Below are 20264 nucleotides of genomic sequence, written 5' to 3'. Positions count from 1 at the left end.
TGAATCAAACTAAATTATCTAATCTACAACATGAAAAGCGCTCACCCACATGCTGGAACTCCGTCACCTCCGTACCCTGATTGCCCTGCGTGATGCCGGCTCGCTGGTGGAAGCCGCCGAGCGCGTCCACCTGACCCAGTCCGCCCTGTCCCATCAGCTCAAGGATCTCGAGGAGCGCCTGGGCAACTCGCTGTTCCTGCGCAAGACCCGGCCGGTGGAGTTCACCCGCGCCGGCCAGCGCCTGCTGGCGCTGGCCGAACAGATCCTGCCCGAGGTGCGCATGGCCGAACGGGACCTGGCGAGGCTCGCTGGCGACGAACGAGGCCGGCTGCACATGGCCATCGAATGCCACAGCTGCTTCCAGTGGCTGATGCCCACCATCGACTATTTCCGCGATCACTGGCCCGAGGTCGAGGTCGATATCCCCAGCGGCCACAACTTCGACCCGCTGCCGGCGCTGGCCCGGGAACAGCTCGACCTGGTGATCACCGCCGACCCTCAGCCGCTGCCCGGAGTGCACTACGAGCCGCTGTTTCGCTACGAGGGGTTACTGGCAGTGGCCAAACAGCACCGCCTGGCCGGCAAGGCCTGGATCGGACCCGATGAGCTGGCCGACGAGACCCTGATCACCTATCCGGTGGAGCACGCGCGGCTGGATGTCTTCACTCAGTTTCTCGATCCGGCCGGGGTCCGCCCCCAGGAAATACGCACCGCCGAGCTGACCATCATGATGATGCAGCTGGTGGCCAGTGGACGCGGCGTCTGTGCGCTACCCAGTTGGGCGCTGACGGAATACCTGGAGCGGGACTATGTGCGCGGCGTGGCGCTGGGCGAACAGGGCATGTGGAGCACGCTGTTCGCGGCCATCCGCGAGGACAGCCGCGATGCCCCCTGGATGGAGGACTTTCTGCGCACCGCGCGCGAGACCTCGTTCGCGGTGCTGGAGGGCATCAAGCCGGCGTGACGCCGGCCTGCTTGAGGGGCAGCAACAGGCTGAAGCGCGCGCCGCCGAGACGAGAACTATCGTCGACCATCACGCTGCCACCGTGCCAGAGCATCACCTTGTGGACGATCGACAGACCCAGGCCATAGCCACCGGAGCGCCGGGTACGGCTGTCGTCGAGCCGGGCGAAGGGCTTGAAGATCTCCTCGCGCTCGGCGACCGGCACGCCCGGTCCGTCATCCTCGACGTCCAACCGCGCCACCTGACCATCGTCACTGAGGGTCAACCTGACCTGGCCGGCGGCATGCCGACAGGCGTTGGCCACCAGATTCTGCAGCGCCCGTTGCAGATAGCGGGGGTCTGCCACCACCTCGACAGAGGGCCCGGGCGTCACCTGTAGCGAGAGCTTGGCATGCAGCGGCGCCAGTGCTTCGACCACGTTGTCGGCAAGATCCCGGCAATCGACCAGCTCCGCTTCCTGCAGCACACCCTGGGCATGATCATTGCCAAGCTTGGCGTAGGTGAGGATCTCATCGATCAGGCCGTCGAGTTCCTCGATGTCGCCGTCGATGCCAGAGAGTTGACGCCGAACTGGCCCGCTGTCGGTCATGTCCTCGACCATTTGTACAGCGAAACGGATCCGCGCCACCGGAGTGCGCAATTCATGTGACACCGCGCGAATCATTTCCTGCTGCGCCCTCAAAAGCGCCTGCACCTGGGAGGCCATGCCGTTGAAGGCCATGCCGACCCGCCCCAGGAAGTCGCCGCTCTCGACCTTGACCCGGGTGTTTAGGTGGCCACAGGCGATCCGCGTGGCGGCTTGTTCGAGGCGCGCCATTCGCGATTCCACGCCCCGCACGATCATGTAGATGATCCCTGCCAGCACGCCCAGCATGGCGACCAGCAACGATAGTGACAGCGACAGCGACATGGGCTCGAAAGCCGCCAGCGGCCCTACCTCGACCCACTGGATACCGCCGCCAGCCGCGGGCAGGCGCAGATACAGCGTCATCGCCCAGCGCTGGGGCAGCAGTTGAATGACCACCTCGGTATCGCGCAGGCGGGCAATCTGGGTTGGGGGTAGGTCTTCGGGTGGAGTATCGGTAAGTTGCGCCTGGATCACCGGGCTCTTGAGGCGCTCGAGACGCTCGAGACGCGCCTCGCCGTCGACCTCGGCCAGCCACTCCCCGAGCTGGCGAGCAAGGCCCAGCAACTGCTGTTCAGAGAGACTCTTGAGCTCGGCACGCAGCATCCAGGTCTCACCAGGCAGTTGGCGAAACAGTTTCCAGCCTTGGCCCTCGGCCTCATCGACCTCATCCACCAGGGTACGGCCACTTTCGAGGCTGGTGCGCTGAAAGAAGTTGAGCGGGTAATTGCGACGATCATGCAGGCTCAACGTCATCGACAGCTGCTCGCTCTTGCGGGCCAGCCAGGCATCACGGCGAGACAGCGGCAGAGCAGCCAGCTGGAGCGAAAGCAACGTCATCGGGGCTTCTGCCAGCTGCTCGCGGTAGTGATCATGGCGGACCTTGTCGACCAGGGCAAAGGTCGACAGGGCAAGAACAAAGGTCAGCACCAGTGCCAGCGCCAACCATACATAGACCCGAAGGAAGGCGCTGTCGGCCAGTGGCCGTGGCAACAGGCGAGAAAGCACCATCAACTATCCTTGACGAACAGGTAACCCTTGCTGCGGACGGTCTTGATGCGGTGTGGTTGGTTGGGGTCGTCCCCGACCTTGGGCCGAATGCGCGACACTCTAACGTCAATGGAACGATCCTGGCCGTCATACTTAATGCCGCGCAGCTGCGAGAAGATCTCCTCCCGGGTCAGCACCCGGCCGGCATTGCTGGCCAACAGCCACAGCAAATCGAACTCGGCGCTGGTCAGATCGATGCGCTCGCCCTCGAGCCAGGCCTCGCGCGTGGCACTATCGATTTCCAGGTTACTAAAGGTCAGCCGCCCTTCGCCGGTCGGTATGCTGACATCGGCGCGGCGCATCAGTGCCCGCATACGCGCCAGCAGTACCCTTGGCTGCACGGGCTTGGGCACGTAGTCATCGGCGCCCATCTCCAGCCCCAGCACCTGATCCATGTCATCGGTGCGGGCGGTCAGCATCAAAATCGGACCATCGTAGTCTGGCCGCGCCCGGCGACAGATCGACAGGCCGTCTTCACCTGGCAGCATCAGATCGAGGATCACCAGATCCGGCTGCAATTCGACGATCTTTTCGACCCCCTTGGCTCCATCAGCCTCTACCGTCACAGTGAAGCCATTGGCCTCGAGATAGTCTCGCGTGAGCTCCGCGAGTCGCTCGTCGTCCTCGATGATCAGGACATGATCGTGGTCATTGCTTAGCACGCTCTCGCTCGCTCCTCGTTGACGTCCAGTTACTGCAATTGTCATTGGATAGCATATACCAGTCTGCATGATACCCCAGCAGATGCTGTTTTGGCTGTCATTGAGACTCATTAGACTATGAGGTGCGCCTGATATAAAAGTCATCAACCGCTCTAGGATGCGGACTCCACGCGGTCGCTTTCTCACCCCCAAGTCAGGCACAAGATACCCACAGGTTATCCACTTGATGAAAGCTCTCGAGCACACTATCTTGTGCTGCATATCAGAAACGACACAAGATAGTGTGCTCCTAGCAATTCAGAGCACGACTGTCAAACCACGCTGTCCAAGCAGCGCGGCCCCCGGTTTCGCCCAGATATAATCGTTGACCAGACCATCCGTTCAACGTCCTGGGCTCCGCTCATCCATCAATCACCGCTAGGAAGACACGGCGCCATGGATACTACGCTTTCCCCCGGCAACTCGTCCGTCAACGTGACCGCCCCACAGCAACTGCGGGTGATCAAGCGCAACGGCGATGTTGCACCCTTCGATGCCAGCAAGATCGCCGTCGCCATGTCCAAGGCGTTCATCGCCGTGGAAGGCGACAACGCCGAGGCCTCCTCGCGCATCCGCGATTTCGTCACCCAGGCCTCAGACGCCATCTGCGAGGCCTTCCTGCGTCGCATGCCGGATGGCGGCACCCTGCACATCGAAGATATCCAGGACCAGGTCGAACTGGCGCTGATGCGCGCCGGCGAGCAAAAGGTCGCCCGCGCCTACGTGCTCTATCGCGAGGAGCATGCCCGGGCGCGCGCCGCTGCCGGCGATGATATCCAGAAGCCCCACCCCAGCCTCAATGTGACCCTGCCCGATGGCACCTTGCGTCCGCTGGACCTGGGCCGCATCGAGACCCTGGTCTATGAGGCCTGCTCGGATCTACCCAATACCGAGCCGCAGAAGATCGTCGACGACTCGGTGCGTAACCTCTATGACGGGGTGAGCAGCGACGGTGTCTCCCAGGCGCTGACCATGACCGCGCGCACCCTGGTCGAGAAGGACCCGAGCTACACCTACGTCACCGCTCGCCTGCTGCAGGACAACATCCGCCGCGAGGCGCTGTCCTTCCTGGGCGTGGCCGAGGAAGCCACCTACAGCGACATGGCCGAGCTCTATGCGCCGGCCTTCAAGGCCTACATCGAGAAAGGCATCGAATTCGAACAGCTCGACGAAGCGCTGGCCGAGTTCGACCTGGAGCGCCTGGCCGCGGCGCTCGACCATACCCGCGACAACGCCTTCACCTACCTGGGCCTGCAGACCCTCTACGATCGCTACTTCATTCACCGCGATGAGGTGCGCTACGAGCTGCCCCAGGTGATGTTCATGCGCGTCGCCATGGGCCTTTCGCTCAACGAAGACGACCGCGAAGCGCGCGCCATCGAGTTCTACGAGCTGCTGTCGAGCTTCGACTACATGGCCTCCACGCCGACTCTGTTCAACTCAGGCACTCAGCGCAGCCAGCTCTCCAGCTGCTACCTGACCACCGTGCCCGACAACCTCGACGGCATCTACAGCGCGATCCGCGACAACGCCATGCTCTCCAAGTGGGCCGGCGGCCTTGGCAACGACTGGACGCCGGTGCGCGCGCTGGGCTCCTACATCAAGGGCACCAACGGCAAGTCTCAGGGCGTCGTGCCCTTCCTCAAGGTGGTCAACGACACCGCCGTGGCTGTCAACCAGGGCGGCAAGCGCAAGGGCGCGGTCTGTGCCTACCTCGAGTCCTGGCACCTGGACGTCGAGGAATTCCTCGAGCTGCGCAAGAACACCGGTGACGACCGTCGCCGCACCCATGACATGAACACCGCCAACTGGGTGCCGGACCTGTTCATGAAGCGGGTCTTCGACGACCAGGAGTGGACGCTGTTCTCGCCGGCCACCTGCCCGGACCTGCACGACCTCTACGGCGCGGCCTTCGAGAAGCGCTACCAGGAATACGAAGAGATGACCCGTAACGGTCAGCTCAAGCTCTTCAAGCGGGTCAAGGCCAAGGACCTGTGGCGCAAGATGCTGTCGATGCTGTTCGAGACAGGCCACCCGTGGATCACCTTCAAGGATCCCTGCAACCTGCGCAGCCCGCAGCAGCATGCCGGCGTGGTTCACAGCTCCAACCTGTGCACCGAGATCACCCTGAACACCAGCGTCGATGAGATCGCGGTGTGCAACCTGGGCTCGGTCAACCTCGCGCAGCACATGACCGACGGCGAGCTCGACGACGAGAAGCTGAAGAAGACCGTGCGCACCGCCGTTCGGATGCTCGATAACGTCATCGACATCAACTACTACGCCGTGCCGCAGGCCAAGAACTCGAACTTCAAGCACCGCCCGGTGGGGCTCGGCATCATGGGCTTCCAGGACGCCCTGTATGCCCACGGCATCGCCTACGCCTCCGAGCAAGCCGTCGACTTCGCCGACCGTTCCATGGAGCTGGTCAGCTATCACGCCATCGAGGCTTCCTCGGATCTGGCCGCCGAGCGCGGGCAGTACCAGAGCTACGAGGGCTCGCTGTGGAGCCAGGGCATCCTGCCGATCGATTCCATCGAGAAGCTCAAGGCCGAGCGCGGCGAGAAGTACATCGAGGTCGACACCTCACAGACCCAGAACTGGGATCAGCTGCGCGAGAAGCTGGCCGATCAGGGCATGCGCAACTCCAATGTCATGGCCATCGCCCCGACCGCGACCATCTCCAACATCTGCGGCGTGTCGCAGTCGATCGAGCCGACGTATCAGAACCTGTTCGTGAAATCGAACCTGTCCGGCGAGTTCACAGTGGTCAACTCCTACATGGTCAACGACCTCAAGGAGCGTGACCTGTGGGACGAGGTGATGATCAACGACCTCAAGTACTACGACGGCAGCGTGCAGCCGATCGACCGCGTACCGGACGATCTCAAGGCCAAGTACGCCACCGCCTTCGAGGTCGAACCCAAGTGGCTGGTGGAAGCCGCCTCGCGTCGCCAGAAGTGGATCGACCAGGCACAGTCGCTGAACCTCTACATTCAGGGCGTGTCCGGCAAGAAGCTCGACGTGACCTATCGCATGGCCTGGTTCCGCGGTCTCAAGACCACCTACTACCTGCGTGCGCTGGGCGCCACCTCGGTCGAGAAGTCCACCGTTGATCGCGGCAACCTCAACGCCGTCGGCAACGGCAGCGAGCCGTCGCCCAAGCCTGAGGCAGCCCCGGCGCCGGAAGCCAAGCCGGAAGCCCGCGGCATCGAGGACTTCCTGAGCGGCAAGAGCGGCAGCGGTTCGCGCGCGCCCTCGGCCGGCGATATCGATGAGCTGGGCTGCGAGGCCTGCCAGTAACGGCGCGACGCCAAGCGCTGATTCACTTTCAAGACCGGAAGGCCCCGAAGGCGCCTTCCGGCCCCACGACACATCGAGGAAGACGACATGCTGAACTGGGACGAGTTTCACGAAGACACGATTGACGACGATACCGCGGTCGCCGACAAGCCTGCCGAGGCCAAACCCGCCCCGGCCGCAGCGCCCGAGCCCACTCCTGAGGCAGTCGCGGAAAGCGCCGGTCAATACCAGACCGCCGATCAGGACCGCCAGGCCCGCGCCAAGCAGTCCCTCGAAGAACTCGACGTGGCCGCCGGCCTCGAGGAACTCGAGATGGGCGCCAAGCGTATCGAGGTCGACCAGAAGCGCATGATCAACGCCCGCGCCGACCTCAACCAGCTGGTGCCCTTCAAGTACGAGTGGGCCTGGCAGAAGTACCTGGATGGCAGCGCCAACCACTGGATGCCCCAGGAAGTGAACATGAACGCCGACATCGCGCTGTGGAAGAGCGCGGACGGCCTCACCGCCGACGAGCGTCGCATCGTCGAGCGTTCACTCGGCTACTTCTCCACCGCCGATTCCCTGGTTGCCAATAACCTGGTGCTGGCCGTATATCGCCTGATCACCAACCCCGAATGCCGCCAGTACCTGCTGCGCCAGGCCTTCGAAGAAGCGATCCACACCCACGCCTACCAGTATTGCGTGGAGTCGCTGGGCATGGACGAAGGCGAAGTCTTCAACATGTACCGCGAGGTGCCTTCGGTTGCCGCCAAGTCAGCCTGGAGCCTCAAGCACACCCAGTCGCTGTCGCGTCCAGACTTCCAGACCGGTACTCCGGAGACTGACCAGGAGCTGCTGCGCAACCTGATCGCCTTCTACTGCGTGACCGAAGGCATCTTCTTCTACTGCGGCTTCAGCCAGATCCTGTCCATGGGCCGGCGCAACAAGATGACCGGCGTCGCCGAGCAGTTCCAGTACATCCTGCGCGACGAGTCCATGCACCTGAACTTCGGCGTCGACATGATCAACCAGATCAAGATCGAGAACCCGCACCTGTGGACGCCGGAGTTCCAGGACGAGGTCACCCAGATGATCCTGCAGGGCACCGAGCTCGAGATCGCCTATGCCCGTGACACCATGCCCCGCGGCGTGTTGGGCATGAACGCGGCGATCATGGAGGAATACCTGCACTTCATCTGCAACCGTCGTCTGGCGCAGATCGGCCTCAAGGAGCAGTTCCCGGGCGCCAAGAACCCCTTCCCGTGGATGAGTGAGATCATCGATCTGCGCAAGGAGAAGAACTTCTTCGAGACCCGCGTGACCGAGTATCAGGTCGGCGGCGCGCTGAGCTGGGACTGAGCTCACCACAAGGATGGCGTAACGCCTGCTTCCACAAACACCCGCCACTCGGCGGGTGTTTTTTTGCCTGGATACCAGGCTCTTGCGCGGACGTGATATGCCACGCGGCGACTCAGGCCGAGCCCGTGCGCTCGCTCAGCCAGGGCATCAGGCGCTCAAGCGGCATGGGTCTGGCCAGGAGATAGCCCTGGTAGAGATCGCAGCGCTGCTCTTTCAGATAATCGAGCTGGGCCTGGGTCTCCACCCCTTCGGCGACCACCTTGAGTTCCAGCTCCTTGGCCAGAGTGATGATCCCTTTGCAGATGGCAGCATCCTTGGTGTTGTGGCTCACATTACTGACGAAGCTTCGATCGACCTTGATCTTCTTGATGGGCAGGTAGCGAAGATAGCTCAGGCTCGAGAAACCGGTTCCGAAGTCATCGATGGCGGTGGTCACACCGAGGTCTTGCAGCTCATTCATTCGCTCGATGGCACTGTCGGTGCTTCGCATAAGGATGCCCTCGGTGAGTTCAAGCTCCAGATGCTCGGGGGAGAGTCCGGCCGCCTCTAGCGTCTGCTTGAGGCCAGCCAGAAAATTGGCGCGGTGAAACTCCAGCGGCGACAGATTGATGGACACCCGTCCATTGAATAGCCCACGCGCCAGCAGCTCCTTAACATCACGGCAGGCGCGTGCCATCACCCACTGGTTCAGGACAATGATCTGTCCGGTCTCTTCGGCAAGGGGGATGAAATCACAGGGCGGAATGGCCCCCTTGGTGGGGTGCTGCCAACGCACCAGCGCTTCGAGCCCGTCCAGTCGGCCATCAGCGTCCAGCAGCGGCTGATAATGCAGGGTCAGACGCTCCTGAGTGATCGCTTCCTGAAGCTCATTGCGCAGAGTTAGCCGCTGAGACAGACGGCTGTCGAGATCGGCACTGAACTGATGGTAGGTATTACGCCCCTTCTGTTTGGCCTCATACATGGCCATGTCGGCCTGCTGAATAAGCTTGCCGTCCTGTTCATCACTTGTGGCGTCACTGTTCGCATGACTGATGGCGATACCGATGCTCGCTGAGAGGTACAGCTCGTGACCGCCCACTCGATGTGGGGCCACGAGCTCATGCAATAACCGACTGGCCACCTCGCTGGCCTCGCGGCTCTCTTGCAGATCCGGCAACACCAGCACGAATTCGTCTCCCCCCAACCGAGCCAGCGTGTCGCTGGGCCTTAGCCCCCGGCCCAGACAGCGCGTCACGCTGATCAGGAGCTGATCGCCGACCTCATGCCCGAGGGTATCGTTGATCGGCTTGAACTCATCAAGATCGATGAACAGTACTGCCAGCACATAGCCGTGTCGGCGAGCCAGTGCTAGACCTTGTTGAAGCCGGTCGTTGAGCAATGCTCGATTGGGGAGCCCGGTCAGGGCATCGTGGCTAGCATGGTAGGCCAACCTCGCTTCCTGATCCTTGCGTTCGGTGATGTCATTCATGATGCCGACGAAGTGCGTAGCTCGACCTTGGGCATCACGTACCGGAGAAATGAACAGCTGATTCCAGAACGGCGTGCCATCGGAGCGGTAGTTCAGCACGGTGAGTGCCAACTCCTGCCCCTGATCGAGAGAGGCCTGTATCCGTGCAGCCTGCATGGGATCGGTCTCCGGGCCCTCGAGGAAGCGGCCGCTACGCCCTAATACCTGATCGTCGCGATAGCCAGTGATGCGAGTAAAGGCAGGATTAACGTAGATGACCGGGTGCTCTGGCTGGGTAGCATCGGTGATGATCACGGCATTGCTGCTGGCCTCGATACTGCGCTCGAGCACATTCAGGCGCTCCATGTCACGCTGGCGCTGTGTAATGTCTTCGACGATGCCATACACGCCCTGAACCCGATCATCCACCATGATCGGCAGCAGTCTCACATCGAGACCCTTGGGCGCCTGGCCCGGCGGCGTAAATTGCAGCTCATACTGCTGAATCTGGCCGCCCTTCACAGCTTCGAAGGCCGCTACCACACGCTTGAGTGCCTGACGGCCCACGGCCTCAGGCGTCAGCACCTGCTCGAGAGAACGCCCCAGAAGCGCCGTGGCATCGATGCCAATGACGGCCTCTGCCGCCGGATTGATGCTGCGATGAACGCCATCAAGGTCTATCGACATCACCGCATCGGGGTTTTGAGTGAACAGCGAACGAAAGCGCTGCTCGCTGATATAGAGCTCTCGCGTCTGCGACGAGCGAATGGACATCAGCGACAAGCTGACGATCAGCTGATGCGTAAGACCGATGCCCATCAGCCCGGCGCCCAGCCCCAGGCTGCCGACCAGCGTCTCAGCCCGCTCTGGCAGCTCCCGAGGCAGCACCCCACTGACCAGCCACCAGACCATTATGCTCAGAGTGATACCCAGAGCGGCGATGATGAGGATCGTGCGCGAAAGCGGAGGCAACAGCTCTCCTTGAACCGGAGCACTCAGCAGCAGCGCCGCCCCCAGTAGCATCACTTCAAGACTTGAGACCAGGGTAAGGGGCGTGAAGAGGACCGACGAGGCGTCGCTATCGGCGGGCCACAGCCATAGCGTCAACGACAGGCCGCCCAACATGACCGCAAGCCATCCACCCCTTCGCGATAGGCGCGAGTGTAGCGCCGCACGCCAGCGCCCATGATGATAAACGATCCCCATCAGGCCAAGTGTCAGCAATAGCAACAGGACGCTGACTAATGGTGAAGCCATCCGCCAAGGCGGCATTGGTATATGAGGCAGGATCGTGATCGTATGAGGTAGAGCCGTTTGAGGAAGAAGCACCACCAGGATGTTGATCAGAGCAAGAATAAGACTGGTGATCAGCAGGACCAACAGGCCCGCCTGGCGCATCAACGCTCGATTATTCAAATCCATTTGAATGTGACCTAGGTAATCCAGCGGACTGCTGTTGCTGTCGAGTCTTTCTTAGCGAATCCAGCAACCGAATCTGGAGCGCACCTTGAGTGAGAGGCGTGTCGGCATAACCGAAAGCCGAGGAAGGTGGTTAATTATTGTTAATGGAACGTAATGATATAGTACCTCCCGGTGTATCGAAATATTAGCCGCTTCCCATAAAATTAGTCAGCTTCCATACAACAGTGCCAAGCGACACTGCCCCGTTAATAGGCTAGGCGCTGTTTTTGGCCAAGCACGACCACCAGGCAGACAAAACAGACATGAAAAAGGCAGGCCGTTGGCCTGCCTTTCTGAGTAGTACGCCTCTCGCTACCTCAGAGTTGATCGTTGCCCGTCGGCGGACGCTTCCTGCCGGTGACCATGGCACGCATGAGGTTTTCCCTCGATAGCCAACTGGAAGCGATTACCCCCAGCAGGTGCAATCCCACCAGCGTAAGCACCAGATTGCCTGCCAGCACGTGAAGCTGCTGCACCCAATCCACGCCCCAGAAACGGTCGGTCGTCGACAGCCAGCCGGAGCAGGTCAGCACCGCGAGCCCTATCAGCAAGGCGATGATCATCGCCGCGCCGGCCGGATTGTGTCCCAGATAGCGCGTTTCCTTGCCCGACAGCATCTCGCGCAGGTGGGCAAAGACCGCAAACGGGGAGCGTACGAAACTGGTAAAGCGCGCCCGCTGTGGGCCGACGATACCCCACAGGCAGCGCCAGGCCAGCAGGCCCGCCACGGTATAGCCCGCCCAATGGTGCAGACTGCCCCACTCGTCGGCGCTGAACCAGGCAGTGGCAAAGGCAGCCACCAGCCCCCAGTGGAACAGCCGCAACCAGAGGTCCCAGACCTTTACTGATGACGGCTTGGCCATGACTCAGTCCTCATCCTCGGAGACGGGCTCGAGAGACTGGGGATCGAAATACACTTCCCGACGCTTGCCGTCTGCGTCGATGGCATAGGCCTCGTAGCAGCCGCTATCGACCTTGATGTTCTTGATCGTCCAGCCCTGGTCAGTGAGTTGCTGCTCGAGCGCCTGCTGGGGCTGCCACTGATCTTCGGGCACATCGCAGCGGTCGCTGGCCTGGGCGGTAGCAGCACCGGCCATGGCGATCATCGACAGCAGCAGCGTCACGGGTTTGAGGTGAGTCATCGTCTTTCCTCCTCGTACGATCTCAGAATGAGTGCCACTCAGGTGGCATCACCCACTCTCCTCCCTGTGACTTAAGGCAACCTTAGCGGCGACGAGACGTTTCGCAGGAAGAAGGGGCGGCGAATCAGCAACACGAAAAAGACCTGACGTAAAAACCCATCGCTGGGCTCAGCGCTGCTCGCTCGGCAGATGCCCGACCTTGACGTAGATCAGCGCCCCCTCTTCCTCGGTGAAGGGCGCATGGCGACTCAGGTGAGGACTTCGCAGCCAGCTGCCTGCCGGATAGGCACCGTGTTCGTCATGGAAGCAGCCCTCGATCACGAAAATCTCCTCGCCGCCCCAGTGGGAATGGCCGGCAAAACGGGTATGGGGTGCCCACTTCACCAGTGCCACATGCTCGCCGCCGATGTCGTGCAGCGGGAGCACCTCAAGGCCCTCGACCTGGCCGGGATACCAGCTGGCCGCCCGGGTATCGAAGGCGAAATGGGCCCTGTCATCGGCGGCGAACTGATGCAGCTTGACCAGGATGGTAGCTCCGTCAGCCCCCACTCGCGGCGCATGGTGAGTACCGATGGGATTGCGCAGGTAATAGCCGGCAGGATAGCGGCCATGTTCATCGCCGAACTCACCTTCCAGCACCAAAATTTCTTCGCCGCCGCCATGCTCGTGGGTCGGAAAGTGGCTGTTGGGGGCATAGCGCACTAGCGAGGTAGCCCTGGCGACCTCATCGCCAATGCGATCGAGCATCATCCGCTCGACGCCTGGGGTCGGCGAGGGAACCCACCGATAGTCCTCGGGGGTGATCACGACTTTCTTCGAGAAATCGGCGTTGAGCTGCATGACAAGACATCCGGTCGGCGAAACGTAAGCAACGAAGGCGTGCAAAAGAAACGAAATGTGCAAAGGAGACGTGCCACAAGCATGTGCCACAAGGGGAATGCGGGCATGAAGCGTGCGCCTTCGCCCGGTCTGGCGCAAGACGCGCCCGGCCCATGTTGTCGGGTCGTGTAGAATCATCCTCTAAGGGAGTCTAGAAAGTGCCTCCACACATATAACAGGGAGACGAAGGTGGCCATTGCGCTATTGATCAACGTGCTGATCTTTCTCGCCGCGGCGGTGCTCATCGTGCCGCTGTTCAAGCGCCTTGGGCTCGGCGAAGTGCTCGGCTATCTGGCCGCCGGGGTCGTGATCGGCCCTTCGGCGTTGGCCCTGGTGCCCGACGCCGACGCAGTGTTGCAGTTTTCTCAGGTGGGCATCGTTTTCCTGCTGTTCGTGATCGGGCTGGAACTCAAGCCCTCCCGACTCAAGCTGATGCATCGGGTGATTTTTCGCTTCGGTGGCCTGCAGGTGACCATGACTACGCTGGGGTTATCGGCGGCGGCCTGGGGGCTGGGCCTATCCCCGGTGGCGGCTCTGGTGGTGGGCTTCAGCCTGGGGCTGTGCTCAACGCCGCTGGTGCTGCAGCTGCTGGGAGAACGTCACGAGTTGCAGACTCGCCACGGCCGCAATGCCTTCTCGCTGCTGCTGTTTCAGGACCTGGCGGCGATCCCGGTGCTGGCGGCGATTCCCATTCTAGGCGCCGGCTCGCTGTTGGCCGAAGGCGTCACACCGCTGCTCGCCGAGGTGGCCGTCGCCTTCGGCGCCTTCGCCGGGCTGATCATCGGCGGCCGGCTGCTGCTCCGCCCGTTATTCCGCTTCGCCGCCGGCACCGAAAGCCGCGAGGTATTCTCGGGGACCGTACTGCTGGTGGTGATCGGTGCGGCATTGCTGATGGAACTGGCCGGCCTGTCGATGGCGCTGGGTGCTTTCATCGCCGGGGTGCTGCTGGCCGACTCGGAATTCCGCCACAATATCGAGGCCGATATCGAGCCGTTCCGCGGCCTGCTGCTGGGGCTATTTTTCATGGCAGTGGGCATGACCGCTCAGATCGGCCTGCTCGCCGACATGCCGCTGATCATCATTGGCCTGACCGCGGCTCTGCTGCTGACCAAAGGGCTCTCCGTACTGGCAGCCTCGAGGCTCTATGGCACCGGCTGGAAGGAGGCCACGACGCTCGCCATGCTGCTCTCACAGGGCGGTGAATTCGGCTTCGTGCTGCTCACGGCGGCCGGCAGCGCCGCGCTGCTGGATCGCGAGCTGGTCAACCTGCTGGTGCTGGTGGTCTCGCTGTCGATGGCAACCACACCGCTTCTGTATCTGATCCATGTGCGCGGCATTCGTCCGCTGTTCAAGGGCAAGCGCAAGAAGCCCAGTTTCGATCAGCCGGTGGACGATTCGCCGCAGATCATCATCGCCGGCTTCGGCCGCTTCGGACAGATCATGGGCCGCGCTCTACAGGGCCTGAAGATTCCCTATACGGTACTCGACGTCAACGCCGAGCAGGTCGAGTTCGTGCGCCGCTACGGCAACAAGGTCTACTATGGCGATGCCTCGCGCATCGACCTGCTCGAGGCCGCCGGCGCTGACAAGGCGCGGGTGATGGTGGTGGCGGTAGGTGACACAGAGGCCTCGATGCGCATCGTCGCCCAGGTGCAGCGCCAGTTCCCGCATCTGCGCCTCTATGCTCGGGCCCGCAACCGCTATCATGCGCATCTGCTGATGCGGGCAGGCGTCGAACACCTGGTGCGCGAACTGCTGCCGGCAAGCCTGGAGCTGACCCGCGAGGTGCTGATCGAACTGGGCGTCACCCGCGATCAGGCCCAGCACACCATCGACACCTTCCGCCCCCACGATGAGCAGGCGCTGCGCCGCCAGCTCGAGGTCTTCGGCAACGAGAAGAAACAGATTCAGACCGTGCAGGAAGCCGCCCGCGAGCTCGAGGCACTCTACGAGGCCGACGAGGAGATCGATACCTCGCTGACGCCCCTCTCACGCCCCCCACAAGGATGACGCCATGGCTGGTGCAAGTTTACTGACGCTGATCGATGACATCGCCACCCTGCTCGACGACGTGTCGCTGATGACCAAGGTGGCGGCCAAGAAGACCGCCGGCGTACTCGGCGACGACCTGGCGCTGAACGCCCAGCAGGTCACCGGCGTCAAAGCCGACCGGGAGCTGCCGGTGGTGTGGGCGGTGGCCAAGGGCTCGCTGCGCAACAAGCTGATTCTGGTGCCGGCGGCACTGGCGATCAGCGCCGTGATCCCCTGGCTGGTGACGCCGCTGCTGATGCTCGGCGGTGCCTTCTTGTGCTTCGAGGGCGCCGAGAAACTGCTCCACGTGCTAAGCCACGATAAGGACGAAGACGCGGCGGCCCATGCCGAGCACGTCAAGGCGCTTGCTGATCCCGCGACCGACGTGGTGGCTTTCGAGCGCAACAAGATCAAGGGCGCCGTGCGCACCGACTTCATCCTCTCCGCAGAGATCATCGCCATCACCCTGGGCAGCGTGGCCGGCGCCCCCTTCGTCCAGCAGGTGATCGTGGTGTCCGGCATTGCCGTGGTCATCACCGCCGGCGTCTACGGGCTGGTGGCCGCCATCGTCAAAATCGACGACTTGGGTCTCTACCTGAGCCAGCGCGGTGGGCGCCTGATAAAGGCCGCCGGTCGCGGCCTGCTCGCCGCCGCGCCGATACTGATGAAGACGCTGTCGGTGGTCGGCACCGCCGCCATGTTCATCGTCGGCGGCGGCATCCTCGTTCACGGCCTGCCGATGCTGCATCACGGCGTCGAGGCGCTGGCAGAGCGCGCTGGCGAACTGCCCACCACCGGCGCGGTGCTGGGCCCGCTCAGCAGTATCGCTCTCAATGCCGGTATCGGCCTGGCCGCTGGCGCCGTGCTGGTCGCTATCGGCAAGGCGGTCGCCGCCCTGCGCGGCCGCCGCGCCTGATCGCCGGCGCCTGGCACCTTCCCCAACGCATATCGCAGGATGCTCTTTTCCATGCACCCTGCGCGGTTCGTTACTATCAGCGTTCGTGACTATCAAGGCAGACGCCACCAGCCCGGCAGCAGGGCCCTGACTTCGGGACGGGCAAAGCGGTCGTCCATCAGCACCACCACGCCGCGATCCTCGGGGGTGCGAATCACCCGGCCGGCGGCCTGCACCACCTTGTTGAGGCCCGGATACTGATAGGCGTAGTCGAAACCGCGACCGAAGCGCGCCTCGAGCTGTTCGCGCAGGGTCTCCTGCCGCGCGTCCACCGGCGGCAGGCCCAGGGTGGCAATGAAGGCGCCGATCAGCCGATCGCCGGGCAGGTCGATGCCCTCGGCGAAGGCCCCGCCCAGTACCGCGAAGCCGATGCCCTGCCCGCCCGAGACGAAGCGGGCGAGAAAGGCGTCCCGGGCCCCTTCATCCATCCCCCTCGCCTGCCGCCAGATAGGAATCTCGCCGTGGGCGTCGCCAAAACGTGCGGCGACCGCTTCCAGATAGGCGAAGCTGCTGAAGAAGGCCAGATAGTTGCCCGGCGCACGCTGGAACTGCTCGTGAAGGGTCGCAACGATCGGCTCGATGGAGGCCTGGCGATGGGCAAAGCGGGTCGAGATATCCCGGCGGATATGCACGTCGAGCTGCTCACAGGCGAAGGGCGAGGCCACCTCGAGACAGGGCGTTGCCGCCGGCAGGCCCAGCAGATCGCGAAAATAGCCGCCCGGCGAGAGGGTGGCCGAGAACAGTACCGCGCTATGGCTCGCCGCGAAGCGCGGTGCCAAAAAGGGCGCCGGGATCAGGTTGCGCAGCGCCAGTCGGGCCCGCCCGCGGCCGCTTCGGGTGAGCTCGAAGAGCGAGTGGTCATCGAAGACCTCGGCGAGCCGGGTGAAGGCCAGCGCCTCGAAAAGAAACTCCTGCAGGGCCGGGTCGACCTCGCCGGGGTGCTCGGCCAGATAGTCGGTGATCGACGTCGCCGCCTGGCCAAGGGCCCTGAGCATCCCTCTGGGCGGCGCGGAAAGCACCTGATAGTCCGCCGCTCGGCTTGATTGGCCGCCCTTGCGCTTACGATCGCCGCGGGTATCGCCTGATCGCCACGCCTGAGCATTCTGCTGGCCGGGCTGGCCGGCTCCCTGCTCTTTCCCCAGATAGCCTCCCGTCTCTTTCTCCCCGCCCTTCTCTTCGCCCAGGGCCGCCCACTGACGACCGAGTCGCTCCAGAGGCTTCACCAGCGCCGGTGGCGCCTGGCGGCGCAGCCCCGCGAGCCGGCGCTGATCCAGCTCGGCGCTGTACATGCCGCGCGCCCTATCGATCAGGTTGTGGGCCTCGTCGACCAGCACCCCGACCCGCCAGTCATGGGCCTGGGTCAGCGCATGGAGCAGGGCGTGTACGTCAAAGTAGTGATTGACGTCGCCGACCACCACATCGCACCAGCGAGCCAGCTCCTGCCCCAGATAATAGGGGCAGACCTGATGTTCCAGCGCCACCTCGCGCAGCGCCGCCCGGTCGAGCCACCCTCGTTCGGTAGCAGCCTGCCGCGCCGCGGAAAGGCGATCATAGAAACCCCTGGCCAGCGGGCAGGCCTCACCGTGGCAAGCGGTGCCTGGGTACTCACAGGCTTTCTCGCGGGCGATCAGCTCCAGCACGCGAAGCGCGGGAGCTGCCTTCTGCGGCTCGAGGGATGCCTCCAGCCGCTCCAGGGCTTCCAGGGCCAGGCGCCGCCCGGGGGTCTTCATGGTCAGGAAGAACAGTCGATCCAGCCCCTGGCGAGGCATAGCGGTGAGCATCGGAAACAGCGTGCCCAGGGTCTTGCCGATGCCGGTGGGCGCCTGGAGTAGCAGTGCGCGGGAGGTGCTCGCCGCCTTGTAGACCGCCTCGGCCAGCGGCCGCTGGCCGGTGCGAAAGGCGGCGAAAGGAAAGCCGAGCTGCCTGAGTGCTGTGTCGCGGCCCTCACGGTGCGCCCCTTCCTGCTTGGCCCAGGCCATGTAGCGTACGCAGTGATCCCTGAACACCGCTTCCAGCGCCGGCGCCGTGCAGGTCTCGCTGAGCCGGGTCTCCCGGCCGCTGCCGAGTTCCAGGTAAACAAGCGACAGGGTCAGACGCTCGAGACCACGGGTCCGACACAGCAGGGCACCATAGACGTAGAGCTGGGCCCAGTGCAGGGCCCGCTGGTTGTCGGCCATGCGCGCCAGATCGCCACGATGGGTCTTGACCTCCTCGAGACAGCTCCTTGTCGGGTCAAAGCCGTCGGCTCGACCGCTAACCACGAGAGCCTGGCCCGTCTCGTCGACGTAATCGCCTGCGAGGGCCACCTCGGTTTCAAAGGCTGGGTCCGCCGCCCGGCGCCGCTCGGCGATCAGTTCATGACCGGCGATGCCCTCGCTGGCGGTAGGCGACGGGGTGAAGCGATGATCGAGGTCCCCGCGACGGGCGGTGAAGTCGCATAGGGCACGCACCGCGACCCTGAGGCTCACGGTGCGCGTGCTCCCAGGGGCTCGTCCCGGGGCTCTTTCAAAGACTCTTTCAAGGGCTCATCCAAGAACTCGCCCCCGCTCTCTTCAGTACTATTTCCAGTACTCTCTGCAGTACTCTCTTCAATACCCTCTTCAATACCCTCTTCCCAACGCACCTCGCAGACCGCCGCAGGGATGCCCTGCTCGGCGAAGAAGGCGAGCCAGCGGCGCTGGTTATCCTGCAGCCGGTCGCCCGGTCCCTTGACCTCGATCAGCCGATAGCGCGGCCCCGTCTCCGCCTCCGGCGAGAATTGGATCAGATCCGGCAGCCCGGCACGGTTGGCTCGCGGGTCCTCAAGCAGGCGCTCGAACAGCACGCGCAGATGCATCGCCGGGATGCAGGCCAGGGCCTGCTCGAGCATGGCCGCATCGAGTACCCCCCAGTGCACGAAGGGCGAGGCCAGGCCCTGCTTGTCCTGAAGGCGCGCGCGCAGAGTGGCGGGATAGCGGCCATCGTCGAGCTCGGCGAGGCAGGCATCGAAGTGCGCCCGGCGTCGGGTGACGAAGTCCTCGCGGAAGAGATCGGCGGGCCCACTGTGGAAGGGATGGAAGAAGGCGCCGGGAAGCGGTGCGAAAATAGCGGGCCAGCACAGCAGGCCAAAGAGCCCGGTGATCAGGGTGTTTTCCACGTAATGCACCGGAGCCGACGGCTCGGCGAGATGGTCACGCACGGCGAACTCCACCCGGCCAGCTGAGGCAGGCAGCGTCAGGGTAAAGCGCTTAGGCGCGGGGGCCCGGGCCGGCGCAACGGGCCGTCCCAGGCGGCGACCCAGCCGGGTTTCCAGCCGAACCAGCGCCTGCGCCTCGGCGGCATCACGAGGGGCCGCCAGAGCGCGCCTGACCTTGGCGAGGATGGCGGCGTGGGTCTCCTCGCTGTCGGGGTCGTTTGCCGCACGACGTTCGGCCAGGCGCAGCGCCCGCACGCGTGCCTCGGGGTGACTAGAGTGGGGGTAAAGCTCGGCGGCCAGGGTTATATCGCCCTGCCGCTCGGCCTCACGGGCGAGCCGGAACACCAGCCGGCCACGCCGCGTCTCAAGCCAGGCATTGGGCGCACAGTCAGGGGAAACGACGGACGAGCTGTCGGGCAACAGCGGCCACAGCGCGCCCGGAGGCTCGCCGTCGTCCAGCCGCTCACGTAACGCTTCCAAGGCCAGGTAGGTATCGACCTCGTGGCGCGCCTGAAAGGCACGGGAGTCATCGCTAAAGGAGACCTGCTCGAAGCGCTGATGGCCAAGCTCGGCAAGCACGAATTCCGAGAAGTCCTGACGCAGATTGCCAAAGAACATCAGCCGCAGCCGCTCGCAGAGCGCCATGCAGGTGAGTTCGACCACGGAGACCTCGTCAGGTGCTCCCCAGCCGTCGAGCGAGCGGGGAGCGGGCAACCCCGGGCTCAGTGCCTTCAGGAGCCGCGCCTTGCTGACGCCCGCGGGCAGCCCCGCCGCGCGGATGTCATCGCAAAGCCACTGGCGCAGCTCGCCAAGCGTTGCCAGACCGAACAGCCCGACAAGATCGAGCCTTGGGGCGTCGTCGACGAGCCCCGCCTCGACCAGGGATTCCAGGGCCAGGCGGGGATCGCCGATCTCGGTATAGTGCAGCTTATCAAGGCGAAAGCGGCTGCCCTTGCGCATGACCATGCGCGTGAGCAACGCCAGCGAGGCCGCCGGCAAGCGACCAAGGCGCGTCAGCGTCGCGTGCTCCTCGCCGCTCAACAGGTCACCGTAGCGCGCGACGACCCAGTCGAGCACGAAGCGGAAATTGGTCAGGTAATAGCGCGGGTCATCCAGAGAGGCGGTGACCGGCGCCGCCGGCGGGGCACTGTTCATTCATCCATGCTAGCAAGGGAAGCTTGGCCGCGACCAGG

The 20264-nt window shown here is 63.6% G+C and carries 13 protein-coding genes; 5 read left to right on the top strand and 8 right to left on the bottom strand.

Annotated elements, in window-relative coordinates:
* The first annotated feature begins 49 nt into the window (after positions 1 to 49).
* Complete coding sequence (locus tag BCL93_RS09645) at positions 50 to 964, top strand: LysR family transcriptional regulator (RefSeq protein WP_112055071.1); 915 nt, start codon at positions 50 to 52, stop codon at positions 962 to 964.
* Here the strand turns inward: BCL93_RS09645 and BCL93_RS09640 are convergent.
* Both BCL93_RS09640 and BCL93_RS09635 read right to left on the bottom strand, forming a co-directional pair.
* Complete coding sequence (locus BCL93_RS09640) at positions 951 to 2600, bottom strand: ATP-binding protein (protein ID WP_112055070.1); 1650 nt, start codon at positions 2598 to 2600, stop codon at positions 951 to 953. The genes BCL93_RS09645 and BCL93_RS09640 overlap by 14 nt on opposite strands.
* Positions 2600 to 3346 (bottom strand): response regulator, encoded by a 747-nt coding sequence (locus BCL93_RS09635; protein WP_112055069.1) that lies wholly within the window; start codon positions 3344 to 3346, stop codon positions 2600 to 2602. The genes BCL93_RS09640 and BCL93_RS09635 overlap by 1 nt, the downstream gene beginning before the upstream one ends.
* Before the next feature lie 390 nt (positions 3347 to 3736).
* Here BCL93_RS09635 and BCL93_RS09630 point away from each other — a divergent pair, with 390 nt between their 5' ends.
* Positions 3737 to 6643 (top strand): ribonucleoside-diphosphate reductase subunit alpha, encoded by a 2907-nt coding sequence (locus BCL93_RS09630; RefSeq protein WP_112055068.1) that lies wholly within the window; start codon positions 3737 to 3739, stop codon positions 6641 to 6643.
* Between the two features lie 87 nt (positions 6644 to 6730).
* Positions 6731 to 7981 (top strand): ribonucleotide-diphosphate reductase subunit beta, encoded by a 1251-nt coding sequence (locus tag BCL93_RS09625; RefSeq protein ID WP_112055067.1) that lies wholly within the window; start codon positions 6731 to 6733, stop codon positions 7979 to 7981.
* Between the two features lie 112 nt (positions 7982 to 8093).
* Here BCL93_RS09625 and BCL93_RS09620 read toward each other — a convergent pair whose 3' ends face one another.
* The 4 genes from BCL93_RS09620 to BCL93_RS09605 all read right to left on the bottom strand — a co-directional run bounded on the left by BCL93_RS09620 (position 8094) and on the right by BCL93_RS09605 (position 12871).
* Positions 8094 to 10553, bottom strand: coding sequence for a putative bifunctional diguanylate cyclase/phosphodiesterase (locus tag BCL93_RS09620; protein ID WP_181463074.1), 2460 nt, complete (start codon positions 10551 to 10553; stop codon positions 8094 to 8096).
* Between the two features lie 653 nt (positions 10554 to 11206).
* The gene (locus tag BCL93_RS09615; protein WP_112055065.1) at positions 11207 to 11752 is read right to left on the bottom strand and encodes a cytochrome b/b6 domain-containing protein; all 546 of its coding nucleotides are present in this window, start codon (positions 11750 to 11752) and stop codon (positions 11207 to 11209) included.
* A 3-nt stretch (positions 11753 to 11755) separates the two neighbouring features.
* The gene (locus tag BCL93_RS09610) at positions 11756 to 12031 is read right to left on the bottom strand and encodes a PepSY domain-containing protein (protein WP_112055064.1); all 276 of its coding nucleotides are present in this window, start codon (positions 12029 to 12031) and stop codon (positions 11756 to 11758) included.
* Between the two features lie 168 nt (positions 12032 to 12199).
* Positions 12200 to 12871, bottom strand: a complete 672-nt coding sequence (locus tag BCL93_RS09605) for a cupin domain-containing protein (RefSeq protein ID WP_112055063.1) — start codon at positions 12869 to 12871, stop codon at positions 12200 to 12202.
* A 228-nt stretch (positions 12872 to 13099) separates the two neighbouring features.
* On the opposite strand from BCL93_RS09605, the gene BCL93_RS09600 reads away from it, so the two are divergent.
* Together BCL93_RS09600 and BCL93_RS09595 are read left to right on the top strand one after the other, a co-directional pair.
* Positions 13100 to 14920 (top strand): monovalent cation:proton antiporter-2 (CPA2) family protein, encoded by a 1821-nt coding sequence (locus BCL93_RS09600; RefSeq protein WP_112055062.1) that lies wholly within the window; start codon positions 13100 to 13102, stop codon positions 14918 to 14920.
* A 4-nt stretch (positions 14921 to 14924) separates the two neighbouring features.
* Entirely contained in the window at positions 14925 to 15857 is a 933-nt protein-coding gene (locus BCL93_RS09595) for a DUF808 domain-containing protein (protein ID WP_112055061.1), read from the top strand.
* Positions 15858 to 15949: 92 nt separating this feature from the next.
* Here BCL93_RS09595 and BCL93_RS09590 read toward each other — a convergent pair whose 3' ends face one another.
* Positions 15950 to 18364: an ATP-dependent DNA helicase gene (locus BCL93_RS09590; RefSeq protein ID WP_112055060.1), complete on the bottom strand. Its 2415-nt coding sequence runs from the start codon at positions 18362 to 18364 to the stop codon at positions 15950 to 15952.
* On the bottom strand, positions 18361 to 20226 hold the full coding sequence (locus BCL93_RS09585) for a VRR-NUC domain-containing protein (protein ID WP_112055059.1): 1866 nt from the start codon (positions 20224 to 20226) through the stop codon (positions 18361 to 18363). The genes BCL93_RS09590 and BCL93_RS09585 overlap by 4 nt, the downstream gene beginning before the upstream one ends.
* Positions 20227 to 20264: the final 38 nt, after the last annotated feature.

Origin of the sequence: Onishia taeanensis, assembly GCF_003268885.1 — a bacterium.
Taxonomy (GTDB): domain Bacteria; phylum Pseudomonadota; class Gammaproteobacteria; order Pseudomonadales; family Halomonadaceae; genus Onishia; species Onishia taeanensis_A.
Note: the sequence above shows the minus strand (reverse complement) of the source record. Positions and strands in the feature narration are given on the sequence as shown.